The 20,532-nt window shown below is 40.6% G+C and carries 13 protein-coding genes and 1 tRNA gene; 6 read left to right on the forward strand and 8 right to left on the reverse strand.

The annotated features are described in order from the left end of the window. The first annotated feature begins 10 nt into the window (after nucleotides 1-10). A complete protein-coding gene (locus FNT16_RS14115; RefSeq protein ID WP_143872174.1) occupies nucleotides 11-1,441 on the forward strand; it encodes a ricin-type beta-trefoil lectin domain protein in 1,431 nt (476 codons plus the stop codon). 105 nt (nucleotides 1,442-1,546) lie between these two features. Here FNT16_RS14115 and FNT16_RS14120 read toward each other — a convergent pair whose 3' ends face one another. Further along, nucleotides 1,547-2,548 carry a response regulator gene (locus FNT16_RS14120; protein ID WP_143872175.1) on the reverse strand — a complete coding sequence of 334 codons (1,002 nt, stop codon included), beginning with the start codon at nucleotides 2,546-2,548 and terminating at the stop codon, nucleotides 1,547-1,549. Between the two features lie 2 nt (nucleotides 2,549-2,550). After that, nucleotides 2,551-5,910 carry an MHYT domain-containing protein gene (locus FNT16_RS14125; RefSeq protein WP_143872176.1) on the reverse strand — a complete coding sequence of 1,120 codons (3,360 nt, stop codon included), beginning with the start codon at nucleotides 5,908-5,910 and terminating at the stop codon, nucleotides 2,551-2,553. A 318-nt stretch (nucleotides 5,911-6,228) separates the two neighbouring features. Here FNT16_RS14125 and FNT16_RS14130 point away from each other — a divergent pair, with 318 nt between their 5' ends. Together FNT16_RS14130 and FNT16_RS14135 are read left to right on the forward strand one after the other, a co-directional pair. Next, the gene (locus FNT16_RS14130) at nucleotides 6,229-6,900 is read left to right on the forward strand and encodes a hypothetical protein (RefSeq protein WP_143872177.1); all 672 of its coding nucleotides are present in this window, start codon (nucleotides 6,229-6,231) and stop codon (nucleotides 6,898-6,900) included. 2 nt (nucleotides 6,901-6,902) lie between these two features. Then, entirely contained in the window at nucleotides 6,903-10,526 is a 3,624-nt protein-coding gene (locus FNT16_RS14135; protein ID WP_143872178.1) for a LamG-like jellyroll fold domain-containing protein, read from the forward strand. Between the two features lie 131 nt (nucleotides 10,527-10,657). Here the strand turns inward: FNT16_RS14135 and FNT16_RS14140 are convergent, their stop codons facing one another. From FNT16_RS14140 to gltA, 6 genes are all read right to left on the reverse strand, one after another. Next, nucleotides 10,658-11,746 (reverse strand): glycoside hydrolase family protein, encoded by a 1,089-nt coding sequence (locus FNT16_RS14140; RefSeq protein WP_221935032.1) that lies wholly within the window; start codon nucleotides 11,744-11,746, stop codon nucleotides 10,658-10,660. 2 nt (nucleotides 11,747-11,748) lie between these two features. Continuing rightward, nucleotides 11,749-13,251: a sulfatase family protein gene (locus tag FNT16_RS14145; protein ID WP_143872179.1), complete on the reverse strand. Its 1,503-nt coding sequence runs from the start codon at nucleotides 13,249-13,251 to the stop codon at nucleotides 11,749-11,751. A gap of 327 nt (nucleotides 13,252-13,578) precedes the next feature. Further along, nucleotides 13,579-13,655 (reverse strand) — tRNA-Val (locus FNT16_RS14150). A gap of 92 nt (nucleotides 13,656-13,747) precedes the next feature. Continuing rightward, nucleotides 13,748-14,809, reverse strand: a complete 1,062-nt coding sequence (locus FNT16_RS14155) for a DUF3080 family protein (RefSeq protein WP_143872180.1) — start codon at nucleotides 14,807-14,809, stop codon at nucleotides 13,748-13,750. Then, on the reverse strand, nucleotides 14,788-16,143 hold the full coding sequence (locus tag FNT16_RS14160; RefSeq protein ID WP_246072233.1) for an MATE family efflux transporter: 1,356 nt from the start codon (nucleotides 16,141-16,143) through the stop codon (nucleotides 14,788-14,790). The genes FNT16_RS14155 and FNT16_RS14160 overlap by 22 nt, the downstream gene beginning before the upstream one ends. Before the next feature lie 105 nt (nucleotides 16,144-16,248). Then, a complete protein-coding gene (gltA, locus tag FNT16_RS14165) occupies nucleotides 16,249-17,532 on the reverse strand; it encodes a citrate synthase (protein ID WP_143872181.1) in 1,284 nt (427 codons plus the stop codon). Between the two features lie 515 nt (nucleotides 17,533-18,047). Between gltA and sdhC the strand changes: the two genes are divergently transcribed. From sdhC to sdhA, 3 genes are read left to right on the forward strand one after another with little or no spacing between them, the layout of a single operon-like run. Then, a complete protein-coding gene (gene sdhC / locus FNT16_RS14170) occupies nucleotides 18,048-18,422 on the forward strand; it encodes a succinate dehydrogenase, cytochrome b556 subunit (RefSeq protein WP_221935033.1) in 375 nt (124 codons plus the stop codon). Beyond that, nucleotides 18,416-18,763 (forward strand): succinate dehydrogenase, hydrophobic membrane anchor protein, encoded by a 348-nt coding sequence (gene sdhD, locus FNT16_RS14175; RefSeq protein ID WP_143872183.1) that lies wholly within the window; start codon nucleotides 18,416-18,418, stop codon nucleotides 18,761-18,763. The genes sdhC and sdhD overlap by 7 nt, the downstream gene beginning before the upstream one ends. Next, complete coding sequence (gene sdhA / locus FNT16_RS14180; RefSeq protein ID WP_143872184.1) at nucleotides 18,764-20,527, forward strand: succinate dehydrogenase flavoprotein subunit; 1,764 nt, start codon at nucleotides 18,764-18,766, stop codon at nucleotides 20,525-20,527. Nucleotides 20,528-20,532: the final 5 nt, after the last annotated feature.

Genomic DNA, 20,532 nt, shown 5'->3' on the forward strand with positions numbered 1-20,532 from the left:
TGATATTTTTATGAAAAAATCCAAGCTTATAACGAATACAATTGCTGGACTGCTACTGGCTGTTACACACTCTCAGGCATTTGGATTTGCTAAAGGGGCTGATGTTGGATGGCTATCTGAAATGGAATATTACGGCACGCAGTTTTACAACGATGCAGGTCAAGAACAAGACGTTATACAAATCTTAAAAGATCATGGTATGGATTCAATTCGACTGCGCGTTTGGGTAGACCCTGAAGGCGGTTGGAATGGTATTGATGATGTGATTAACAAAGCTATCCGTGCAAAAAATGCCGGCATGCGCATTATGATCGATTTTCACTACAGCGACAGTTGGGCAGATCCAGCTAAACAATTTAAACCTGCAGCTTGGGAAACCTATGATATTAATGGCTTAATGTCGGCCGTTTGGTGGCATACCTATGATTCATTAAACGCGTTAAAAAATGCAGGTATTACCCCAGAATGGGTGCAGGTGGGTAACGAAACCAACAATGGTATGCTGTGGGATGAAGGTAAAGCAACTAACAGCATGCAAAATTTTGCGTGGCTGGTTAATAGTGGACATGACGCGGTTAAAGACGTTTTTCCGAATGCAAAAGTCATTGTGCATTTAGCCAATTGTCACGATAGTGCAAATTTTCGATGGATGTTTGATGGTATTAACCAATATGGCGCCAAATACGATGTAATAGGGGCTTCTGCCTACCCGACCAATTCAGCGCCAACTGCTTGGCAAACGATTAACAACCAATGTTTAGACAATCTGAATGATATGGTGGCGCGTTACAATAAAGATGTGATGATTACCGAAGTGGGCGCACCCTGGGATCACCCTGAAGCGCCAGAAATTATATCAGACATGATCAGTAAAGTTAGACAAGTTAATAATGGTCGAGGTTTGGGGATCTTTTACTGGGAACCACAAGCTTCAAATTGGAATGGCTATACATTGGGGGCATGGGATCCTAATACTGGTAAACCTACTGAAACGTTAGATGCATTTTTAGAACAAGCAAACAGTTATCCAACAACGCGTATTCAATCACGCCACAGTAATTTATGTATTGATGTATACGGCTCAGGTACGGCAAATGGAGCGGATGTGGTGCAGTGGGCATGTCATACTAATGCTAATCAGCAATGGTCTTTTGAGCCGACAGGCGATGGATATTTTCAAATTAAAGTCGCTCATAGTGGCTTATGTTTAGATGTTTTTGAACACAGTATGCTAGACGGTGGCAATATCGTGCAGTGGACTTGTTCTGCTAGTCATAACCAGCATTTTATGAAAGAAGATATGGGGGATGGCTATTATCGGTTGCGCTCAAGACTCAGCGATAAGTGTATTGATGTCAGTGCTGCTGGAACCAGCAATGGGGATTCAATGATACAGTGGTCGTGTCACAATAATTGGAACCAACAGTGGAGAGATTATTAATAGATGCCGTTGAATGCATAGATTAATTATCAACTAGAGTTAAGGAAATACAGAAAAGCGGCATTTATGCCGGTTTTCTTGTTTTAGATATGCGAGCTTTAAAGTTTACTCAGTGTCTTCGCGCCAAGTTTCTTTAACTTCTAATATTTTATCCATTTCGGCCAATAATAAATCGACTAGTTTAGGGTCAAAGTGTTTACCACTTTGTTCAATTAAAAATTGAGTCGTTTTTTCAATGCTCCAAGCCTCTTTGTAGGGGCGTTTGCAGGTCAGAGCATCAAAAACATCTGCCAATGCGACGATACGACCTTCAATTGGAATATCTTCACCCGCTAAACCATAGGGGTAACCTGTACCATCCCATTTTTCATGATGGGTGAGGGCAACTGATTTAGCTAACTTGAGTAAATCTGAGTTTGCTTCTCCTAATATAGCCGCGCCAATAATTGGGTGCTGTCGCATCCTTTCCATTTCTTCATCCGTTAAGCGCCCAGGTTTTAATAAAATGCTATCAGGGATCCCTATTTTTCCAATATCATGCATCGGAGCTGCGTGCATCAATTTATCAGCCTGTTCGGGGGAGAAACCGTATGCCAGTGCGATAATTCGTGCGTAATGGCTCATGCGAATAACGTGCATGCCTGTTTCATTATCTTTGTATTCTGATGCACGTCCCAGTACTTGAATAATCTGTAGTCGGGTTTGTTTTAACTCGTCAGCTTGTACCAGTGATAAATGTGTTTTTACTCGCGCCTTCACCAAGGCGGCAGAAATCGGTTTACTAATATAATCGACTGCACCAGCAGCAAATCCTGAAGCCTCATCTATTTCAGTGGATAAAGCCGACACAAAGATGACAGGAATCGCTCGAGTACTAGTATCGGCTTTTAATTTTTCACAGGCTTCAAGACCAGACATGGCTGGCATCATAATATCTAGCAAGATCAAATCTGGTTTTTCTGTTTGTGCTAAGCGTATTGCTTCTTCGCCACTTTTGGCAAAGATTAAACGATATTCATTTTGTAAAACTTGCTTTAAGACTCGTAAATTGGCCGGTTCATCATCAACTACAAGAATTTTCTGTTCGCGAGATGGCATATACGACATAATTAAACCTCGGCAATATTTAATTTTAGTTGCGATATAATTTGCTGTGCTTTGGCAAATTCAAATTCATTTAATGTATCAACCAAAGGTACAACTTTTTGTTCCCATTCTGTGGGGACGGCTGCGGATAATTGAGCCAATATGTCTTCATCAAATTCATTATGTTCAACCTGCTCACTTAATTGTTCAAGCAGCTTTAAAATCACATTCGGCTCTAATGATTTTTTAATCGGGTTATTTGGGTTCTGGGTTGAAAAGTATAAATCCAGCGCTTGTTTTAACTGATTAAACTGTAATTGAATGTCCGTATATAAAGAATTGAGTGTTAAGAACGACTCGTTTTGAATGTTTTCTTCTAGTTGCTTAAATAATCCGAAGAGCTTAGTTAGTGCTAGATTTCCAGACAAACCTTTAATGCTGTGAATATAATTTTGCGCATCGGGACTTCTAACTGTTTCTGCATTGTAAGTAAGGTGTTTAACTTTTTCACAATGCGTCTGATAAAAAAGATTAAGCTCTTTCATATACAAACGCTTTGATCCCCATAGTTCGATGCCTTTATTGGCGTCGAAGCAGTCAAAACCTTCAATTTCATTATTTTGTATCGTAAATGCATCATTAGAAGCTTCTTTAGACGCTTCATTAGAAGTATTATTAGATTCAAGGTTTAACTGTAAAACACGTGCAATTTCTTGCGATAGTTGTATATAGTCAACTGGCTTATAGGCGAAACCGTCCACACCTGCTGCGGTGGCTGCTACTCTGTCTTGTTCTAATGTACTGGCCGTTAGCATTATAATTGGGACCTTTTTCAACTGCAGTTCTGATTCTAATTGCCTTCTTTGCAGCGCAGCATTGATGCCATCTAATACAGGCATTTGTATGTCCATTAAGACAAGGTCTATATTTGACGCTTTGTTTAAGCGTGTTAGTGCCTGTTCTCCATCGCGAGCGGTCATGACTTTGTGTCCACGATTTGACAGCAGTGTTGTGAGTAAATCAATGTTCTGTTGAATATCATCCACCACTAAAATTGAAAGCGGTGGTAATACTGCATACGAGCCTTTTGAAGGTTTTGTGTGTTTATTTTGCGCGGATTGAAGTGGTAGGTGAATGGTAAATTGACTGCCCTCGCCCAACTGGCTATTGACATGAATTGTGCCACCCATTAATTCTACAAGTTGCTTGCTAATCGTTGTCCCTAAACCTGTACCACCAAATTTACGGCTGACCGATGCATCTGCTTGGGTAAACGCATCAAATATGACCTTTAATTGTTCCGGCGTCATACCAATGCCAGTGTCTGATACGACTATGTCAATGTGACCATTGTTGGATTCACTGACCTTAACCGTTACTTGTCCGGCAGGGGTGAATTTAATTGCATTACTAACAAGATTTGTTAAAACCTGTCTTATTCTATGCGGGTCACCAAGATAATAGGGTTTAATCGACGGAGAAATTTCTGTATTGAGTACAATGTTTTTCTTTTTGGCTTCTAACCACAAAGTGGAGACAACCATGTCAATTTCTTCAATCAGAGAAAAATCGACGAGTTCTAAATCAAATCGGCCTTTTTCCAGTTTTGCACTATCTAGCACATCGTTTAGAAGGTGCAACAATGACTTGGCTGAATTATGGATGGTTCTAAGTTGTTCGCTTTGCTCTTTTTGTAATGGGCTGTCTAATAAAATATCGGCAAAACCAATGATTGCATTCATTGGGGTTCTGATTTCGTGGCTCATATTGGCTAAGAATGCACTGCGGCTTGCAGCGGCTTGTTCAGCAACTTCTTTGGCTTGTCTTAGTTCTTTCTCAATATCTTTTCGTTCTGTTATGTCCATGATAAAACCATCTAACCAGGTGGTTTTATGCTCTTTTTCGATGAAGTTTCCATGTTCTAACATCCATCGTACATCACCCGATTTAGTGATAATGCGGTATTCAGCACAATACCCACCTTTAGAGCCGACCATTTGAGCAAGCGGCTCGCTATCATCTGGATGATATAAATCAGCAAAGGAGCGTTTAGGGTTCGGTAATACAAAGTCACTGGCCGGGTAGCCGGTGATTTCTTCAACCGCGTCACTGATATAGAGCATTGCCCAATCAGATTGATCTAAACACCGAAAAGCGATACCCGGAATATTACTGATTAATGAGCGGAATCTTTCTTCGTTAAATCTGAGCTCGCTTTCCATTTTTAGACGCTCGGTGAGGTCTGATACATAGGCTATGTAATAAATTTCGTTTTCAACTTCACATTTGCCAACCGCTAGGCGTACGTCTATCTGCTCGCCTGCTTTATTCAGCACTTTCACTTCACGGCTTTTGCCAATAAAAATGTTCGTTTTGCTGTTAATTTGTTCTGCAAATTCTTGTTTCAATTTGGTTGGTAATACGGCTACGATAGACTTGCCGAGTAAGTCGGCTGGGGTCCAACCAAACACATTCTCTACCGCTTTATTGATGTGAACTACGTTGCCGAATGTATCCAGAATTAACATGCTATCCAATGCTGTATCCATCATAGAGCGCATGCGGGCTTCATTCACTTTTGCCTGATGTGATAGTTGCTTATATTTGATAATGTAATTTATAGCTATTATTAAGCTGGTAATGGTGAATGTCGCTATAGTGACCGCAATCGCTAAATAAGTCGAAATACTAGAGGTTTGGTTGGACAGCTCCATACCTTCGGGTAATACAAACCTGGCCGCCGATATGCCTGTATAATGCATTCCAGCTATGGCGGCGCCCATTATGATGCTGGCAATGCAGTTTCGCTGTAAGACCGAAAAATTTAAATGGGTATTATTTCTAAGCCCAAAGCCGACCCATAACGCCAACACCGCAAGCACAACTGCAACTATGATCGACAGTAAAAATGTAGGTAGGTGATATCTCAGCAGTGGTGCCATTTCCATTGCAGCCATACCAATATAATGCATAGCTCCGATTCCAGCACCTACTATCACACCTCCTAATAAAATAAGGGGTTTGTTGTAGCTGGGCTTGGAGATGATATTAAGTGCGACCCATGAGGCAGCAATGCTCGGCAGTGCTGAAATAAGGGTTGTATTAATGGCGTATTCAACTGGCGTGCAAAGATTAAAAGCAATCATGCCAATAAAGTGCATAGACCAAACACCACCACCTAAAGCTAAACTGCCACTGAAAAGTGAAGCTTGACGCCTGAATTTTGATTGAAAGCCGGAAGCCTGATACGCCACTTGTAATGCCATAAAAGAAGTGAAAACTGCAATCAATACAGACAGAGCAACCATGCCAGTGGAATATTGGCCAGTTACTATCAAGCTATTTTGATTAAAAGTGAAAAGTGATGTGGCGTATTCAAGCATAAATAAAAAACGAAATATAAAGGTGGTTGTTATTATCTAATAGTCAGTATGAACAATAAAGTAACCAGTTCACTTTAATTCTCTTCTATTTAAAAAATATTGCGTATTAGTCTGACTCTACTCGATTTTTTAATGAAAAAAGCTGACCTTAAATGGATTGAGCCGCTAAACAACAAATTAACAACAACCCTGTATACAAAGGTTAAACAATCTATGTTCATTTTATTAATCTTGTTTTAAATCTTAAAAATATAATATAGTATTATTGTATGTTTTTGGTGGTTTTTAACGTTTGAATTTAGGGGAATAATGGTGAATATGCGCAGATTTAAATCAAGTTTAGCAATGCCTGTGTTGCTTTTATGTGGCTTGATGATAAACAAAATGGCTAATGCTGGTTTGATTAATCAGGATTTCAGTAGTGGATTTTCGAACTGGCATGGGGAAGTTGTTGTATACAATTTTACGTCGGATAGCGACACCCTTGATTTTGGGGATATAGCTGGCAGTTATCCAGAAAATTTTGAAACATCGAGTAACACAGTTACTTTAAACACTTCATTTGATATTGATAATGATTATTGGAGTATTGTGTTATTTCAGGATTTTACGGTAGATAACATAACCGCGGGTAACAATTTAACTTTAGCCTTAGATGTTTCTTATCGTTTAACGGATGACGTGTTTGATTTTGTTTTTGTCCAATTGTTCGATTTAGATAATAACCTCTCAACTATCGATTTAACTGCAGGCGGTCGTTTTGATCTTACAGCATGGTCAGGTGCCAATGCATCTATTCAATTTGGTGTAATTGACGGTGATTTCGATTTATTCGACAGTTTGACGGTAGCAAACCTATCTATCACAGAAACTGTGGCTGATATACCAGAGCCGGCAGCTTTGTTTATTTTTATTGGTGGATTAATTTTATTGGTCGTACGCTTAACTTTGCGTGTTCACTTGCCCAGAATGATACAAGTAGGCGTTTAAAAATGAATATGATATTGAAACGTTTATTGGCCCATTATATGGCAAACCATTTATCCATCATCGCACTCTTATTGGCCATAGCCTGCCTCTTCACATACAGTAATTATGCTGTTGCAGGAGACGCTAAATGGATTGAATTAGAATCTGTTAGTATTGAAAAAGGCCGCCGATTTTATTTACGCGGAACGGGTTATTATACCGATAACCAGTTGGTTGCAGACAGCAATATTGAGTTAGCTGATCCATTGCGTCTTGTCGTTGTTGATAACAGTCATGCAGTGCTGAATGCAGATGGGTTTGATGAGCAAGGTCAGCCTTACTTTGAAATATCTGATATCAGTGCAGCTGTGCGTATAGTGTTTGAGCGCAAACGGGGGATGTTTTCTTACTCTGCACAATTACAAGCATTAAAAATTATCAACGCCCGCCCAAGTGTTGATCGTCAATCAATTACTTTTAATGATTTTGGCGTGCATGATCCCTCAGTGATTAAAGTTGACAATACATATTATGTTTTTGGCTCTCACCTTGCTGCTGCTAAAACAACTGATTTAATGCACTGGCAAGCGCTTAACCCAGGAGATAACTTTACCAACGGGATTTTATTCTCTCCAAGTTATGCACAAGCTTTACCCGAAGCGGTTGCATGGACTGGTGGGCATGTCGGTTCTTGGGCCTCTGATGTGATTCAATTAAATGATGGTAAATTCTATTTTTATTATAACCATTGTGCTAACCCTGCATCGGGAGATTGCAACATGCCACATTCTTATTTAGGCGTGGCAGTCTCTGATAATATTGAAGGTCCGTACGTTGATAAAGGGATTTTTCTTAAATCTGGCACACTAAGCAGTGTGACTGCAGCAGATTTACCAGATGGTGTAGAGCATTATATTGATGGACAAATGCCGAATGCGATTGACCCTGACGTTTTTTATGACAAAAACGGTGGTTTGTGGATGATATACGGCTCGCATTTTGGCGGAATATGGGTACTTGAAATGGATGAAACAACAGCGAAACCAAAAACCGGTCAAGGATATGGTACAAGATTAACCGGCGGTAACTTTTATGCAAATGAAGGTTCATATATGTTGTATAGCCCTGTAAGTGATTATTATTATTTGTTCACATCGCTTGGTGGTTTTAATTCTGATGGTGGATACAACATGCGTATCTCTCGCTCGCGTAATCCAAATGGGCCGTTTTTCGACGCTAAAGGTTTTAACATGGCGGATGTATGGGGTGATCCTCAAGAACACGGTGTTAAACTTATGGGCGGTTTTACTTTTGTTGCCGAAGTAGGTGATGAAGGCGAGGATCAAGGTTATTTAGCGCCAGGGCATAATTCTGCATATTATGATGAGAGCAGTGGAAAACATTTATTAATCACACATACGCGGTTTCCCGATCGTGGAGAGGCGCACGCTATACGTGTACATGAAATGTTCATTAATGAAGATGACTGGTTAGTCGCATCACCGCATCGTTATGTACCTATTAATGGAGAGACCCAAGTAAATGAACAAGATTTAGTAGGCGACTATCGATTTATTAATCATGAACTGGATACCAATAGTAAGGCTAAACAGTCAGTTTATATAAGCTTGACAGCCGATGGTAAAGTCAGTGGTGAGTATACAGGCAGTTATTTTGTCTCGGCTGTAAACCCTAATTATATAGGTTTGCAACTTAACAGTCAGCCCGGTTTTACGGGTGGGACATTTAACGGTGTCATTCAATGGCAGTATAATGATCAAACTCAGCAGTTAGTCCCAGCGTTTACAGCACTTTCAAGCGACGGAATTTCAATATGGGGGTCGAAGTTAACAGATAAAACGACCGATCAGATTATAGACTCGATTGTTGCTGCACTTAATTATGATTCAATTATTAAAACCAACCGAATACATTTACCCACGCGTGCAACGCGAGCTGCCAATATTCGTTGGCATAGTTCACAGCCAAACGTGATTTCGGTAGACGGCAAGGTAACACGACCGGCCGCAGGTGAAGCTGACGCAGTGGTCACGCTAACCGCAACGATTGACATATTGGGAAGGCAAGTCGAAAAGCAATTTATGATTACGGTGAAAGCACGTAGTGTTTACAACCGAGTCGCTCAGTTTAGTTTTGAAAATAATTTAAGCGACAGCTTTGGTCAATTTTCTGATGCGACTATGTTAGCGGACAAAATAGGTTTAGAAGGTGGCAACCTCGCGTTTGAAAATGGCATTCAGGGGCAGGCTTTGTTTTTAGATGGTTCGTCGGGTGTTCAGCTTCCGAGTGGCTTGATCGGTAGTTACGAATATACGGTTTCTTTTTGGTTGAATCCAACTCAGATAAATGCGTTTACAACTGCGTTTTTTGCGTCAACTTCACCCAGTGCTTGGTTAAGCTTTTTACCGCAAAGTTGGGATGGTAACACCATGTTGTGGAGCGGCGAAGCCTGGTTTGATGGTACTGCCGGTGAGCGTATGCCAGATAATCAATGGACGCATATTGCGTTTTCAGTTAATCAGGGCTCAGTGAATCTATATATAGATGGCATTAACAAATTTTCTGGTGGCGAAATCACAGATTTGTTTTCCTCCAACGACGGAACTTTTGTATTGGGTGTTAATTATTGGGATTTACCCTTTAACGGTTTGATTGATCAATTTACCGTTTATGATGCCAGTTTGTCGCAAGCAGAAATAATCGCACTGGATATAGAACAACGCTCAAATTCAGAGCTATTATCACTAGTAGCAGGGCAAATAGAGTTAGGCAGTTTAGATAATGTAAGCCATGATTTAACACTGCCAGTTGCGGGTGATTTTTCTGCCATTATTAGTTGGCAAAGCTCTGATACCGCATCTATTACAAACCAAGGTGTTGTGACTCTTCCAGCGGTAGGGAAGCCGGATAAAACGGTGACCTTAACAGCCACTGTATCGTTGGCTGGCGAAGATATGACCCGTGATTTTGAGGTGCTAATAAAATCACTGGGCGCACCACCAATCGCTTCAGCGCATTATACTTTTGACAATCATTTGTCTGAAGTAACAGGTGGGTTCAGTGACGCTGCAGTGATTGGCCCAATGATTGGTGCTGAAGGGGGGAACGAAAACTATGCAACTGGCATTCAAGGACAAGCGATATGGTTGGACGGTAGTACTGGAATTGCTTTACCAAATGGGCTGATTGATAATTATCAATACAGTGTTTCATTTTGGGTGAATCCTAACTCAACTTCTGTCCATACTCCGATGTTTTTTGCTGCGAATAATAGCGAACAATGGTTAAGCTTTTTGCCGCAAAACTGGTGGGATGGAGGTACAACCTTATGGAGTTTTAATCAGGGCAATTGGTTTAATACACAGACCGCACCACTTGCAACCGCGCAATGGACTCATGTCGCTTTTACCGTTGATAACGGCATGGCACGAATTTATATTAATGGTGTCGAAAGCGCTTCTTGGAATGGTATTGGCGATATATTTAGCGCTCAAAGCGCAACATTTGCGTTAGGCGTTAACTATTGGCCAGATTTACCATTTAATGGATATATAGATGAATTTAAAGTGTTTAACTCAACCCTAAATGATAGTGATATCGCTTTATTAGCAACACCACTTCATTAAGGGGTGAGTGGTCAGGGCAATGTTATTAAAAATGTGACTGTAGTTTAGTTTCACTTGAAAGGCGGTTGCTTTGTTGAGCAATCGCCTTTTGCCTGTGTATTGAGCAACCCCCTTATTGCATAGCCAGTGCTTTAAAACTTGCTTTGGTCAATTTCAACAATGAAAGCTGAAGAGGTGTTATATTTTCCGCCCATCAAGGCTAAAAATAGGTGGGTCGGTTTTCCGTTTTGAAACAAGATTTGTGGTCGCTCCATCCGTTCAACTTTTTCTTCATTTATATATTCGACGCTTGTTCTGTAACCTAACATAGGTTCTGACCAGTTAATGCCGTCATCCGATTCGAGTATTAATCCAACATGGGGATGAATAACACCCATATCACGCATGACCATATAGAATTTGTTATGGTGAATAAACACATATGCATCTTCGACCTGGCGCTTTAAGTGTGAAAAGCTGACGAGCGGATTTTTCTCATGTTTGATGTAAGGTCCTTCAATATGATTGGCAATCGCAACACCCATTTTCCGCATTTGGTCGTTGTATCTATCCCAAGCCTTGTAATACAACCAGTATTCACCATTTGGATGCAACAACAAAGCTGGATTCGTCGTTAAATAGCTATCCCATTGTTTTTTATCTTTGCTGATCTCCAAAATAGGATCTTCACCCACTCGAATAAATGGTCCGTATAAACTATCCGATAAGGCAAGGCCAATTCTTTGGGTAGACGCATGATGACCATCATATTTGCTGGCGTCTTTTAAATTATTACCAATGAAAAACAGCGCATATTTATCACCCACTTTTTGGATAGTCGGGTTGTGTATGGTGTCGGCATCCCATTTATTTCCGCCTCGTCCTGTTAACACTGTGCCAAGAACAGTGTAGGGACCTTCTGGTTTATCCGCGACCGCATGTGCGATTTCACTATGACTCAACCAGCGGCTATGCGTACCACGCCAGCGCGAATAAAACACATGAATTTTCCCATCATCACCGACTATCGGAGAGGCGCCCCATACATTCCAGTTTTCTGCTTGTAAAATACGTTTACCTTTTTTGAGTGCTTTGCTGAAATCTGATTCGACAATATTATGATCAGCTAAATTGGAGGGTAAGGCATGTTGATGGTGTAAATTTTCACCAACTGCATGCAGTTTAAATGTGAATGTCGCCAATAGAATCAATAGGTAAACCAATAACTTCTTGCAGCTCATTGTTATTGTTCTCCAAAAAATTGTTTTAATAAAGGATCGTTGGTTGCTAACATTTTGTTGAAAATAATATCGTCAAATTGATTGATAACGATTTGATAATCAGGGTTAGCCGTTGCAATTAAGTTGTTTGATTCTGCCGGGTCGTTGATTAAATCATAAAATTCGTCGCGACCTTTATTTACATAGTCTTTGATTAACTTGTATTGGCCGTCGCTATACATACGCATCCCTGTCACTGATTGGTGAAGTGTGCTGTAAGCTGCATAATAGTCAGTTTTAATTATTTGGTTTTTGTCTAACAAGCCAGCGACAAAGCTTTGACCACGCACTTTAGCCTCTTCTGGCACTTTACCGCCTGCAATTTCAACCAGAGTCGGATACCAATCTAAATTTGATATGCTTGAAGCATTTTTACTACCCGCTTCTATAACCCCGGGCCAGCGAATTATGGCGGGCACTTTAATTGAATTATCGTACATGTTAGGTCTTTGATCTGCTGGAATATTGGGTATTGGATTTGTGTTGTCTTTTAATACCCAGTGCCCGTTACCTTTGTGCCAAATACCATTGTGTCCCATGTTGTAACCATGATCGGATGTGAAAATCACTAGGGTGTTTTCAGTTAAACCTAACACTTCGAGTTGATTTAAAATTCGCCCTAAATTGCGATCTATACCACGCACACTTGCCAAATAGTCACGCATCATGCTTTTTACCCGTGCGATATCTAAATTAGGGTAGTGCGGGTTAGGGATTTGCATTTCTAAGTCTTTATAGGGCGCCATGTCCTCAGCGGCGACAGGTAACCAATTGGTATGAGGCGCACGATAGTGAAGGGATAGGGCGAATTTTTGGTTTTTATTGTTAGCCAGAAAATCTAAAGCGTAGTCGGTTAAAATATCAACGGTTAAACCATCATGATGTGCAAGCGTACCATTAACTTCAAGTGGTGGGTTCTGGGTTTTTATACCACCTGCTCTAAAACCGGTAAATTCGTTATAACCATGTTTAGTCGGGTGATATTTATCTAGTTCGCCTAAGTGCCATTTACCGATAAGGCCTGTGTAATAACCCTGTTGTTGTAATAGTTCCGGCCAAGTGAGGTAACTTGTATCTAAACCTAGGTCAGGCTCTTGGCGTGTAATTGATTTATAGTGCGTATTAATCCAATCATCTATACCTAACTCATACCCATATTTAGAGGTTAATAACCCGGCTCTAGATGGGCTACAAACAGGGGTTGTCGTATAGGCATTGGGAAAAGACATGCCTTGAGCTGCTAATAAATCCATATTGGGTGTAATTGCCTGTTGATTACCAGAACTACCTATCGCCCAAGGCGCTTGATCATCTGTATAAATAAATAAGATATTGGGGAATGCTTTCGCCTTAGCTGATTTTTCATGAATCAAGCTGTTAGGAGATACACAACCAGTTAGAACGCTAGCACAGGCACTTATAGTTACAATTAGCTTTAACCAAAATTTATTTTTTATCTCATTCATTATCAACTCGCATTAAATTAATGCATGCAGTATTGCAATTTTGTATTTAAATTATGAATTATTGTATATAAAAAATGTGGTTTGTATATGATTTTTTGTTTGTTAATTGGTTGGCGCAGGTCTTCTTGCTATAAACAATACCAGCGACTTTATGCTTGAGATAAATTAAGTGGCTATTCTAACTAATCAATTTATTAGATGTGTTTAAGATTTTGAGACGTTAATTGTGGTTGGTATAGAATAGCGAAATCGTGTTTGCAGATCGTTTGTAGAACGATTGTAGAAAAAATTTATAGGGTTTTCAGCGGCGCAGAAGGCCTTTAGAATTGGTACGACCGAGTGGACTCGAACCACCGACCCCTACCATGTCAAGGTAGTGCTCTAACCAGCTGAGCTACGGTCGTACATTTTGCGGCGTTGTCTAAACAACGGCGCGAATCTTACTTATTCCATTCACGGTTGGCAAGGTTTATTTTTCAATTTTTGTTTGTTTGCTTTAATTTTGAACACTTGGCGACATTTGGCATTGAGCTAACAACTTTTGCCAACTTTTTGTGTGTGAATTTACGGCATTTTCAAAATCTTGATAAACTGAACCTGCTGCCGTAGTTAGATATCTTGCTGCAAATGCTTGCTGCTGAATGGCCGGGGCCTGCCAGATTGATTCTATCAATGGGACTAACTCTTTATACACTCGTTGTAAATAGGTTAAGTGGGGTTGTAATACTTGGCCGTAGTATTTTATTAAAACATTATTCAAATAGACGACTTCTAACGGCTTGTGGGTTTTCTTACAGGGCTTTAAGTTGGTCAATTCATTAATCGATTCGGCTGCCGTTGTTAATTGATATTGGGTCAACTCCAATGTGTAAAATAGCCGGGCGATAAATTTATTCTGTTTAAATTGTGCGATAGAACGTTCAAATTTTTCTATATTTGCATCGGTTATCGCCTGAGGCTGTGTTTTAGAAATTTCAAAGAGGGCCTGAAGATAATTTTTGCTAGCAGCAAATCCGATATTATCATGTTCTAATAATTTTGCATGGCGCCTTAATATTGCATTTGATTGTTTTGAATGTGCTAAAAAATAGCTGAGTTGATTGGGCCATTGCTGTTGTTTATGTTTTTTAATCTCTTGCAGTATTTGTTGTTGTGTCTGTGAGGCTGGATATTCAATGTCACGGCAATTTAATAACTCTCGTAAAAACCTAAGTTCATAAACCAGTCGACTATCGTGCGAATGAACTTTGCCCAGTGAGCTATTGCGCTCACCGATATACTGTTGCATGTTGCAAGCATTTATTGATAGAGCTTGTGTAAATGGAATTGTGAGTGACTCTGGTTGTTGAATTGCAGTTGACTCAAAGTCAAGCTGGTTGTCATTAAGCGAGTAAGGCGGCCTATTTTTCGCGGTATCCGTTATTTTTGTAACTAGGTTATGAACGCGATTTGGATATTCCGCCCATTCATTTTCCAACGGCGTATCAAAGCAGGCTGCCAGCTGACAGCATATAAGTAATATCAATAACCTATAAATCAAATCGACTTTACTTTGCATTGTTTATTCCAAAAGTAAAACAAACGCACCGTTAATAATACGGCTGCACTGCTTAAACTGATCAATAAACCTTGCCAATAAGCAGAAACACCTTGTGGGGCAACTAACCAATCCGTTTCGCCGACAATATAACCGTACGGGAAACCCACACACCAGTAGGCAAATAAAACAAAATACATCGGTTTTTGTGTATCTGCATAACCCCGTAATGATGAAGATATAACTGTTTGCAGGGCATCTGGGTATTGAAAAACAGCGGCCCAAAACAGCAATAAACTGGCAATAGCGAACACTTGTGGATCGTCAGAAAAGTAGGGGATAAGCCAAGGTCTGCTTAAATAAATGAGTGCACATGAGCAGGTTGCAAAGATAAAAGCCATTGATATAGCGGAATAGGCGACCGTTTTTGCATCCAGAGGTTTATTGCGTCCGACGTTTTGTCCAATTAACACGGTTGTTGCCATGCCGATACTCAGTGGGATCATGTAAAAATTTGTCGTGACATTTAACGCGATCTGATGCGCTGCTGCAGCACTGGTACCATGGGTTGCTATTGCCAACGCTATTGCAGCAAACAATGCGATTTCCATAAAAATCGTTAAACCTATGGGGACACCTATTTTGAGTTGCAAGATAATTTCACGGATCTCCAAGGGAGAAAAACGGAATAATGCGAGAATCTTCTGAGTATATTCGCCTTTGCGACTATATTGCCACAATGCGATCAGTATCAGGATATTTACGATGCTGGTTGCAATGCCACATCCGGCACCACCAAATGCGGGCGTAATAGACGAGCCATAAATAAAAAGGTAGTTTAAAGGAATATTAATCAAAACGCCGCATAAACTTATCAGCATCAAAGGTTTAGTTTGCCCAACAGCTTCATTGAGATAGCGCAATACTGCGGTTAGACAAATAAAGGGTAAGCCAACCGCTAAATACAACAAGTATTCTTGGCCAATCACAATTAACGGTGTCGCTAATTTTAAATAAGATAAAATTGGTGCGCTTAACGTCAATACGCCCAATGAAAATATACATACAATACCGGCAAGCCAAATACCTTGAGCTAATTGATATGTCAGTTTTGTTAAGTTGGACTCACCGTAACTTTTTGACAGTAATGGAGATAAAACCATGATTACCCCCATGCTGAAAAAATAGATAGGGTGCCAAATGGATAAAGCGGTACCGACGGCTGCCATATCCGCTTCACTGACTTGTGCAGACATCAACAAGTCGATGGTCACCATTGCGGTTTGAATTGCTTGCGTGATCCATATGGGCCAAGCAAGTTTGAAAATGCTGGAAATGTAACTAAATCTGCTCACTTAAAAAAGTGCCATTGAAATGAAGAATTGCGTGCGCGCAGGATATACAAAAGAAAAGCCCGCGACAAGCGCGGGCTTTGTGAAATTTAATACAATAAAAATTAACTAATCTTTATTGATTGGCGTGAAGCTGCGCGGTAATTCACCCGTATATAACTGACGAGGACGACCGATTTTTGCACCCGGCTGGCTCAACATTTCATGCCAGTGTGAGATCCAGCCAATTGTACGAGACAAGGCAAAGATAACCGTAAACATGTTGGTTGGAATGCCAATTGCTTTTAGGATGATACCAGAGTAAAAATCTACATTTGGATATAGTTTTTTGCTGATGAAGTATTCATCTTCTAATGCGATTTTTTCTAGGCGCATTGCAATGTCTAATAATGGATCGTTAATGCCTAAAGCATCTAAAACTTCATGACAGGTTTCGCGCATCACTTTTGCACGCGGGTCAAAGTTTTTATAAACACGGTGACCAAAGCCCATTAGACGGAACGGGTCATTCTTATCTTTTGCTTTGGCTACGTATTCGTCAATGCGGTCAACTGAACCGATTTCTTCCAACATAGTTAAGCAAGCTTCATTGGCACCACCATGAGCTGGACCCCAAAGAGAAGCAATACCAGCTGCAATACATGCGTAGGGATTTGCACCTGAAGAACCAGCTAATCTAACGGTAGAGGTTGATGCGTTTTGTTCATGATCTGCGTGCAAAGTAAAGATTTTATCCATTGCACGAACCACTGCAGGTTCAATTTTGCACTCTTCAGCGGGTACTGAAAACATCATGTTCAAGAAGTTTTCAGAATAGCTTAAATGATTTTGCGGACAAACAAATTTCTGACCGATGCTATATTTGTAACACATTGCCGCTATGGTTGGCAGCTTAGCAACTAAACGCGTGGCGCAGCGAACACGTTGGGCTGGGTCTGTAATGTCCAAATCTCTGTGATAGAAAGAAGACAAAGCACCCACTGTACCACACAACATTGCCATTGGATGGGCATCTCTGCGGAAACCGCGGAAGAAAAACTCAATGCCTTCATGAACCATAGTATGTCTGTTAATGGTATCAACAAACTCTTTATACTCTGATTCGCTTGGTGCATTGCCGTGCAACAACAAATAACAAACTTCTAGATAATCTGCTTTGGTTGCCAACTCGTCAATTGGATAACCACGGTGCAACAGTACACCATTTGCGCCGTCAATAAATGTGATAGCTGATTCACAAGAACCGGTAGCTAAAAAGCCAGGGTCAAATGTGAAATGACCATACTTACCTAGTGAACGGACATCGATGACATCCTGGCCCATTGTGCCTGATAGGACGGGTAATTCAACTTCTTGTCCGTCAATATTGAGGATGGCTTTCTTGTCAGCCATAGAATTTCTCCTTTCGAGCAAGTCATGTGACAGGTTTAGTTAATTATTAATACTTGATTATGACCTTAACAGTCAATATACAGAAATTTAAGTTATTTCAACTTAAAGCCCTATAAAAGTATCTATTTATTACTTTTTGGCATTGTAACCTGTTATTTTGAGTCTTCATAGCGTCGACTTGTAAACTCATATCGAGTTGTACTGCAAACAGGTCAAATATTATCGAGTTAATGTTAGCGTAAATGCCGTGTATGCCCAATCTTAATTGCATTCATTCTGAAAATGCGTTTAATTCATTAAAAAAATGAACTAGCTAAAAAAAAATGCTGTATAAAATCGCAAACTCTTATTTTTTAAACTAATGTTGTTACAATTAAGCCGTAGGGGATAAACGACAGACTTAAATAGCTAAATAGTTGATGTGAATCTGCATTATCGAATTTATAAATTTAAGTTTTCGCCTTGCAACATGTAACTTCTAATCACAATAATACGCAAACTAAGTGGGTAAACTCGTGAACAAGCAAAGACCAGTCAACTTGGAGCTAAACACGATTAGCTTTCCGGCTAGCGCAATTGCTTCCATCCTCCATCGTATAACCGGTGTAATTATGTTTTTTGCCATGGGCATTCTAATGTGGTTGTTATCGGTTTCGTTATCTTCTCAGTCCGGTTTTGAATTTGTTCAAGACTGGTCATCCGGTTATTTCGCCAAATTTATTTATTGGGGCATATTAACTGCGTTAAGTTATCACTTATTAGGCGGCTTACGTCACCTTGTAATGGATTTCGGCTTTTGGGAAGAAATTGAGTCAGGCGCTTTAAGTGCACAACTGACCATTGTTCTTACTGTTATATGTTCAGTATTGGCAGGAGTATGGTTATGGTAACAAATGCAGCAACTTTAGGTCGTAGCGGTGTTCACGACTTTATCTTAATTCGCGCGAGCGCAATTATATTAACGGCCTACGCTTTATTTATGGTTGGTTTTTTTCTATCTACACCGCAAGTTACTTATACCGTTTGGGTTAATTTGTTTGCGCAAACTTGGGTTAAAGTATTTACCTTAATAACATTATTAAGCTTGTTGGTTCATGCTTGGATAGGATTATGGCAGGTATTAACAGACTATGTTAAAGCTGTCGCTGTTCGTATCTTTTTGCAATTTGTTTTAAACGTCGCCGCGCTTGCTTACTTAGTGACTGGCATCGTTGTATTGTGGGGTGTATAAGTGAATATTCCTGTCAGAGAGTTTGATGCCGTAGTAATCGGCGCAGGTGGTGCAGGTATGCGTGCGGCATTGCAAATTTCGCAATCCGGAAAAACCTGTGCTTTATTATCAAAAGTATTTCCAACCCGTTCTCATACAGTGTCAGCGCAAGGTGGTATCACTGTTGCTTTAGGTAACGCGCATGATGATAACTGGGAATGGCACATGTACGATACGGTTAAAGGTTCTGATTATATCGGTGACCAAGACGCGATTGAGTATATGTGTAAAACAGGCCCAGAAGCGATTATTGAACTGGAAAATATGGGCTTGCCGTTTTCACGTTTTGAAAATGGTAGAGTTTATCAGCGTCCGTTCGGTGGTCAGTCTAAAAACTTTGGTGGCGAACAGGCCGCGAGAACTGCAGCCGCAGCAGACAGAACCGGTCATGCACTATTACATTTGTTGTACCAACAAAACGTCAAAAACAAAACAACAGTGTTCAGTGAATGGTATGCCCTTGATTTGGTGAAAAACCAAGATGGCGCGGTTGTTGGTTGTACCGCAATTGATATGGAAACCGGTGAAGTTGTTTATTTCAAATCGAAAGCGACTGTATTAGCAACCGGTGGTGCAGGTCGAATTTTTGCATCGACAACTAATGCACACATTAATACCGGTGATGGCGTTGGTATGGCACTACGTGCAGGTGTGCCTGTGCAAGATATGGAAATGTGGCAATTCCACCCAACTGGGATTGCAGGTGCGGGGGTACTCGTAACAGAAGGTTGTCGTGGTGAAGGTGGTTATCTTCTAAATAAAGATGGCGAGCGTTTTATGGAACGTTACGCACCGAACGCAAAAGATTTAGCGGGTCGTGATGTTGTTGCGCGTTCAATGATGACAGAAATTCGTGAAGGCCGTGGCTGTGAAGGTCCTTGGGGCACTCATATCAAATTGAAGCTAGACCACTTAGGTGCTGAAGTTTTAGAAAGCCGGTTACCGGGTATTTGTGAATTATCCCGTACTTTCGCGCATATTGATCCGGTTAAAGAGCCGATTCCAGTTATCCCAACCTGTCACTATATGATGGGGGGAATTCCAACCAACGTTAATGGTCAGGCGCTGAGCTTTGATGCAAACGGTAAAGAACAATTGATCGACGGTCTTTATGCTTGTGGTGAAATTGCTTGTGTATCTGTGCATGGTGCGAACCGCTTAGGTGGTAACTCGTTACTTGACTTAGTTGTTTTTGGTCGTGCAACTGGCTTGTATCTCGGTGATGCGTTGAATGATTATGGCGTGCGTGATGCTTCTGAAAGTGACCTTGAATCTTCACTTTCTCGCTTCAATCGCTGGGAAAGCACGCGATCAGGTGAAGATCCAGTGCAAATCAAGAAAGATTTACAGCAGTGTATGCAGCTGAACTTCTCTGTATTTAGAGAAGGGGATGCAATGGCTCAAGGTTTAAGCGAATTAAAAGAAATTCGTGAGCGTTTAAAAACAGCGCGCTTAGATGACACCAGTTCTGAATTTAATACTCAGCGTATCGAGTGTTTAGAGCTTGATAACTTGATGGAAACTGCGTTTGCTACCGCTGTCGCGGCGAATTATAGAACTGAAAGTCGCGGCGCACATAGCCGTTTCGATTTCCCAGATCGCGATGATGAAAACTGGTTATGCCATTCACTTTATCAGCCAGAATCCGAATCTATGATTAAACGTGAAGTAAACATGCAGCCGAAATTGCGTGAAGCATTTCCACCGAAAGTTCGTACTTATTAAGGCAG

Source organism: Catenovulum sediminis, from assembly GCF_007289895.1.
In the GTDB taxonomy this organism is placed as follows: Bacteria; Pseudomonadota; Gammaproteobacteria; order Enterobacterales; family Alteromonadaceae; genus Catenovulum; species Catenovulum sediminis.

What these genes read in the sequence shown, in the direction of transcription:
- FNT16_RS14115 (WP_143872174.1), top strand. Translation starts at nt 11, where the DNA reads ATGAAAAAATCCAAGCTTATAACGAATACAATTGCTGGACTGCTACTG.
- FNT16_RS14120 (WP_143872175.1), bottom strand. Translation starts at nt 2,548, where the DNA reads ATGTCGTATATGCCATCTCGCGAACAGAAAATTCTTGTAGTTGATGAT.
- FNT16_RS14125 (WP_143872176.1), bottom strand. Translation starts at nt 5,910, where the DNA reads ATGCTTGAATACGCCACATCACTTTTCACTTTTAATCAAAATAGCTTG.
- FNT16_RS14130 (WP_143872177.1), top strand. Translation starts at nt 6,229, where the DNA reads ATGCGCAGATTTAAATCAAGTTTAGCAATGCCTGTGTTGCTTTTATGT.
- FNT16_RS14135 (WP_143872178.1), top strand. Translation starts at nt 6,903, where the DNA reads ATGAATATGATATTGAAACGTTTATTGGCCCATTATATGGCAAACCAT.
- FNT16_RS14140 (WP_221935032.1), bottom strand. Translation starts at nt 11,746, where the DNA reads ATGAGCTGCAAGAAGTTATTGGTTTACCTATTGATTCTATTGGCGACA.
- FNT16_RS14145 (WP_143872179.1), bottom strand. Translation starts at nt 13,251, where the DNA reads ATGAATGAGATAAAAAATAAATTTTGGTTAAAGCTAATTGTAACTATA.
- FNT16_RS14155 (WP_143872180.1), bottom strand. Translation starts at nt 14,809, where the DNA reads ATGCAAAGTAAAGTCGATTTGATTTATAGGTTATTGATATTACTTATA.
- gltA (WP_143872181.1), bottom strand. Translation starts at nt 17,532, where the DNA reads ATGGCTGACAAGAAAGCCATCCTCAATATTGACGGACAAGAAGTTGAA.
- sdhD (WP_143872183.1), top strand. Translation starts at nt 18,416, where the DNA reads ATGGTAACAAATGCAGCAACTTTAGGTCGTAGCGGTGTTCACGACTTT.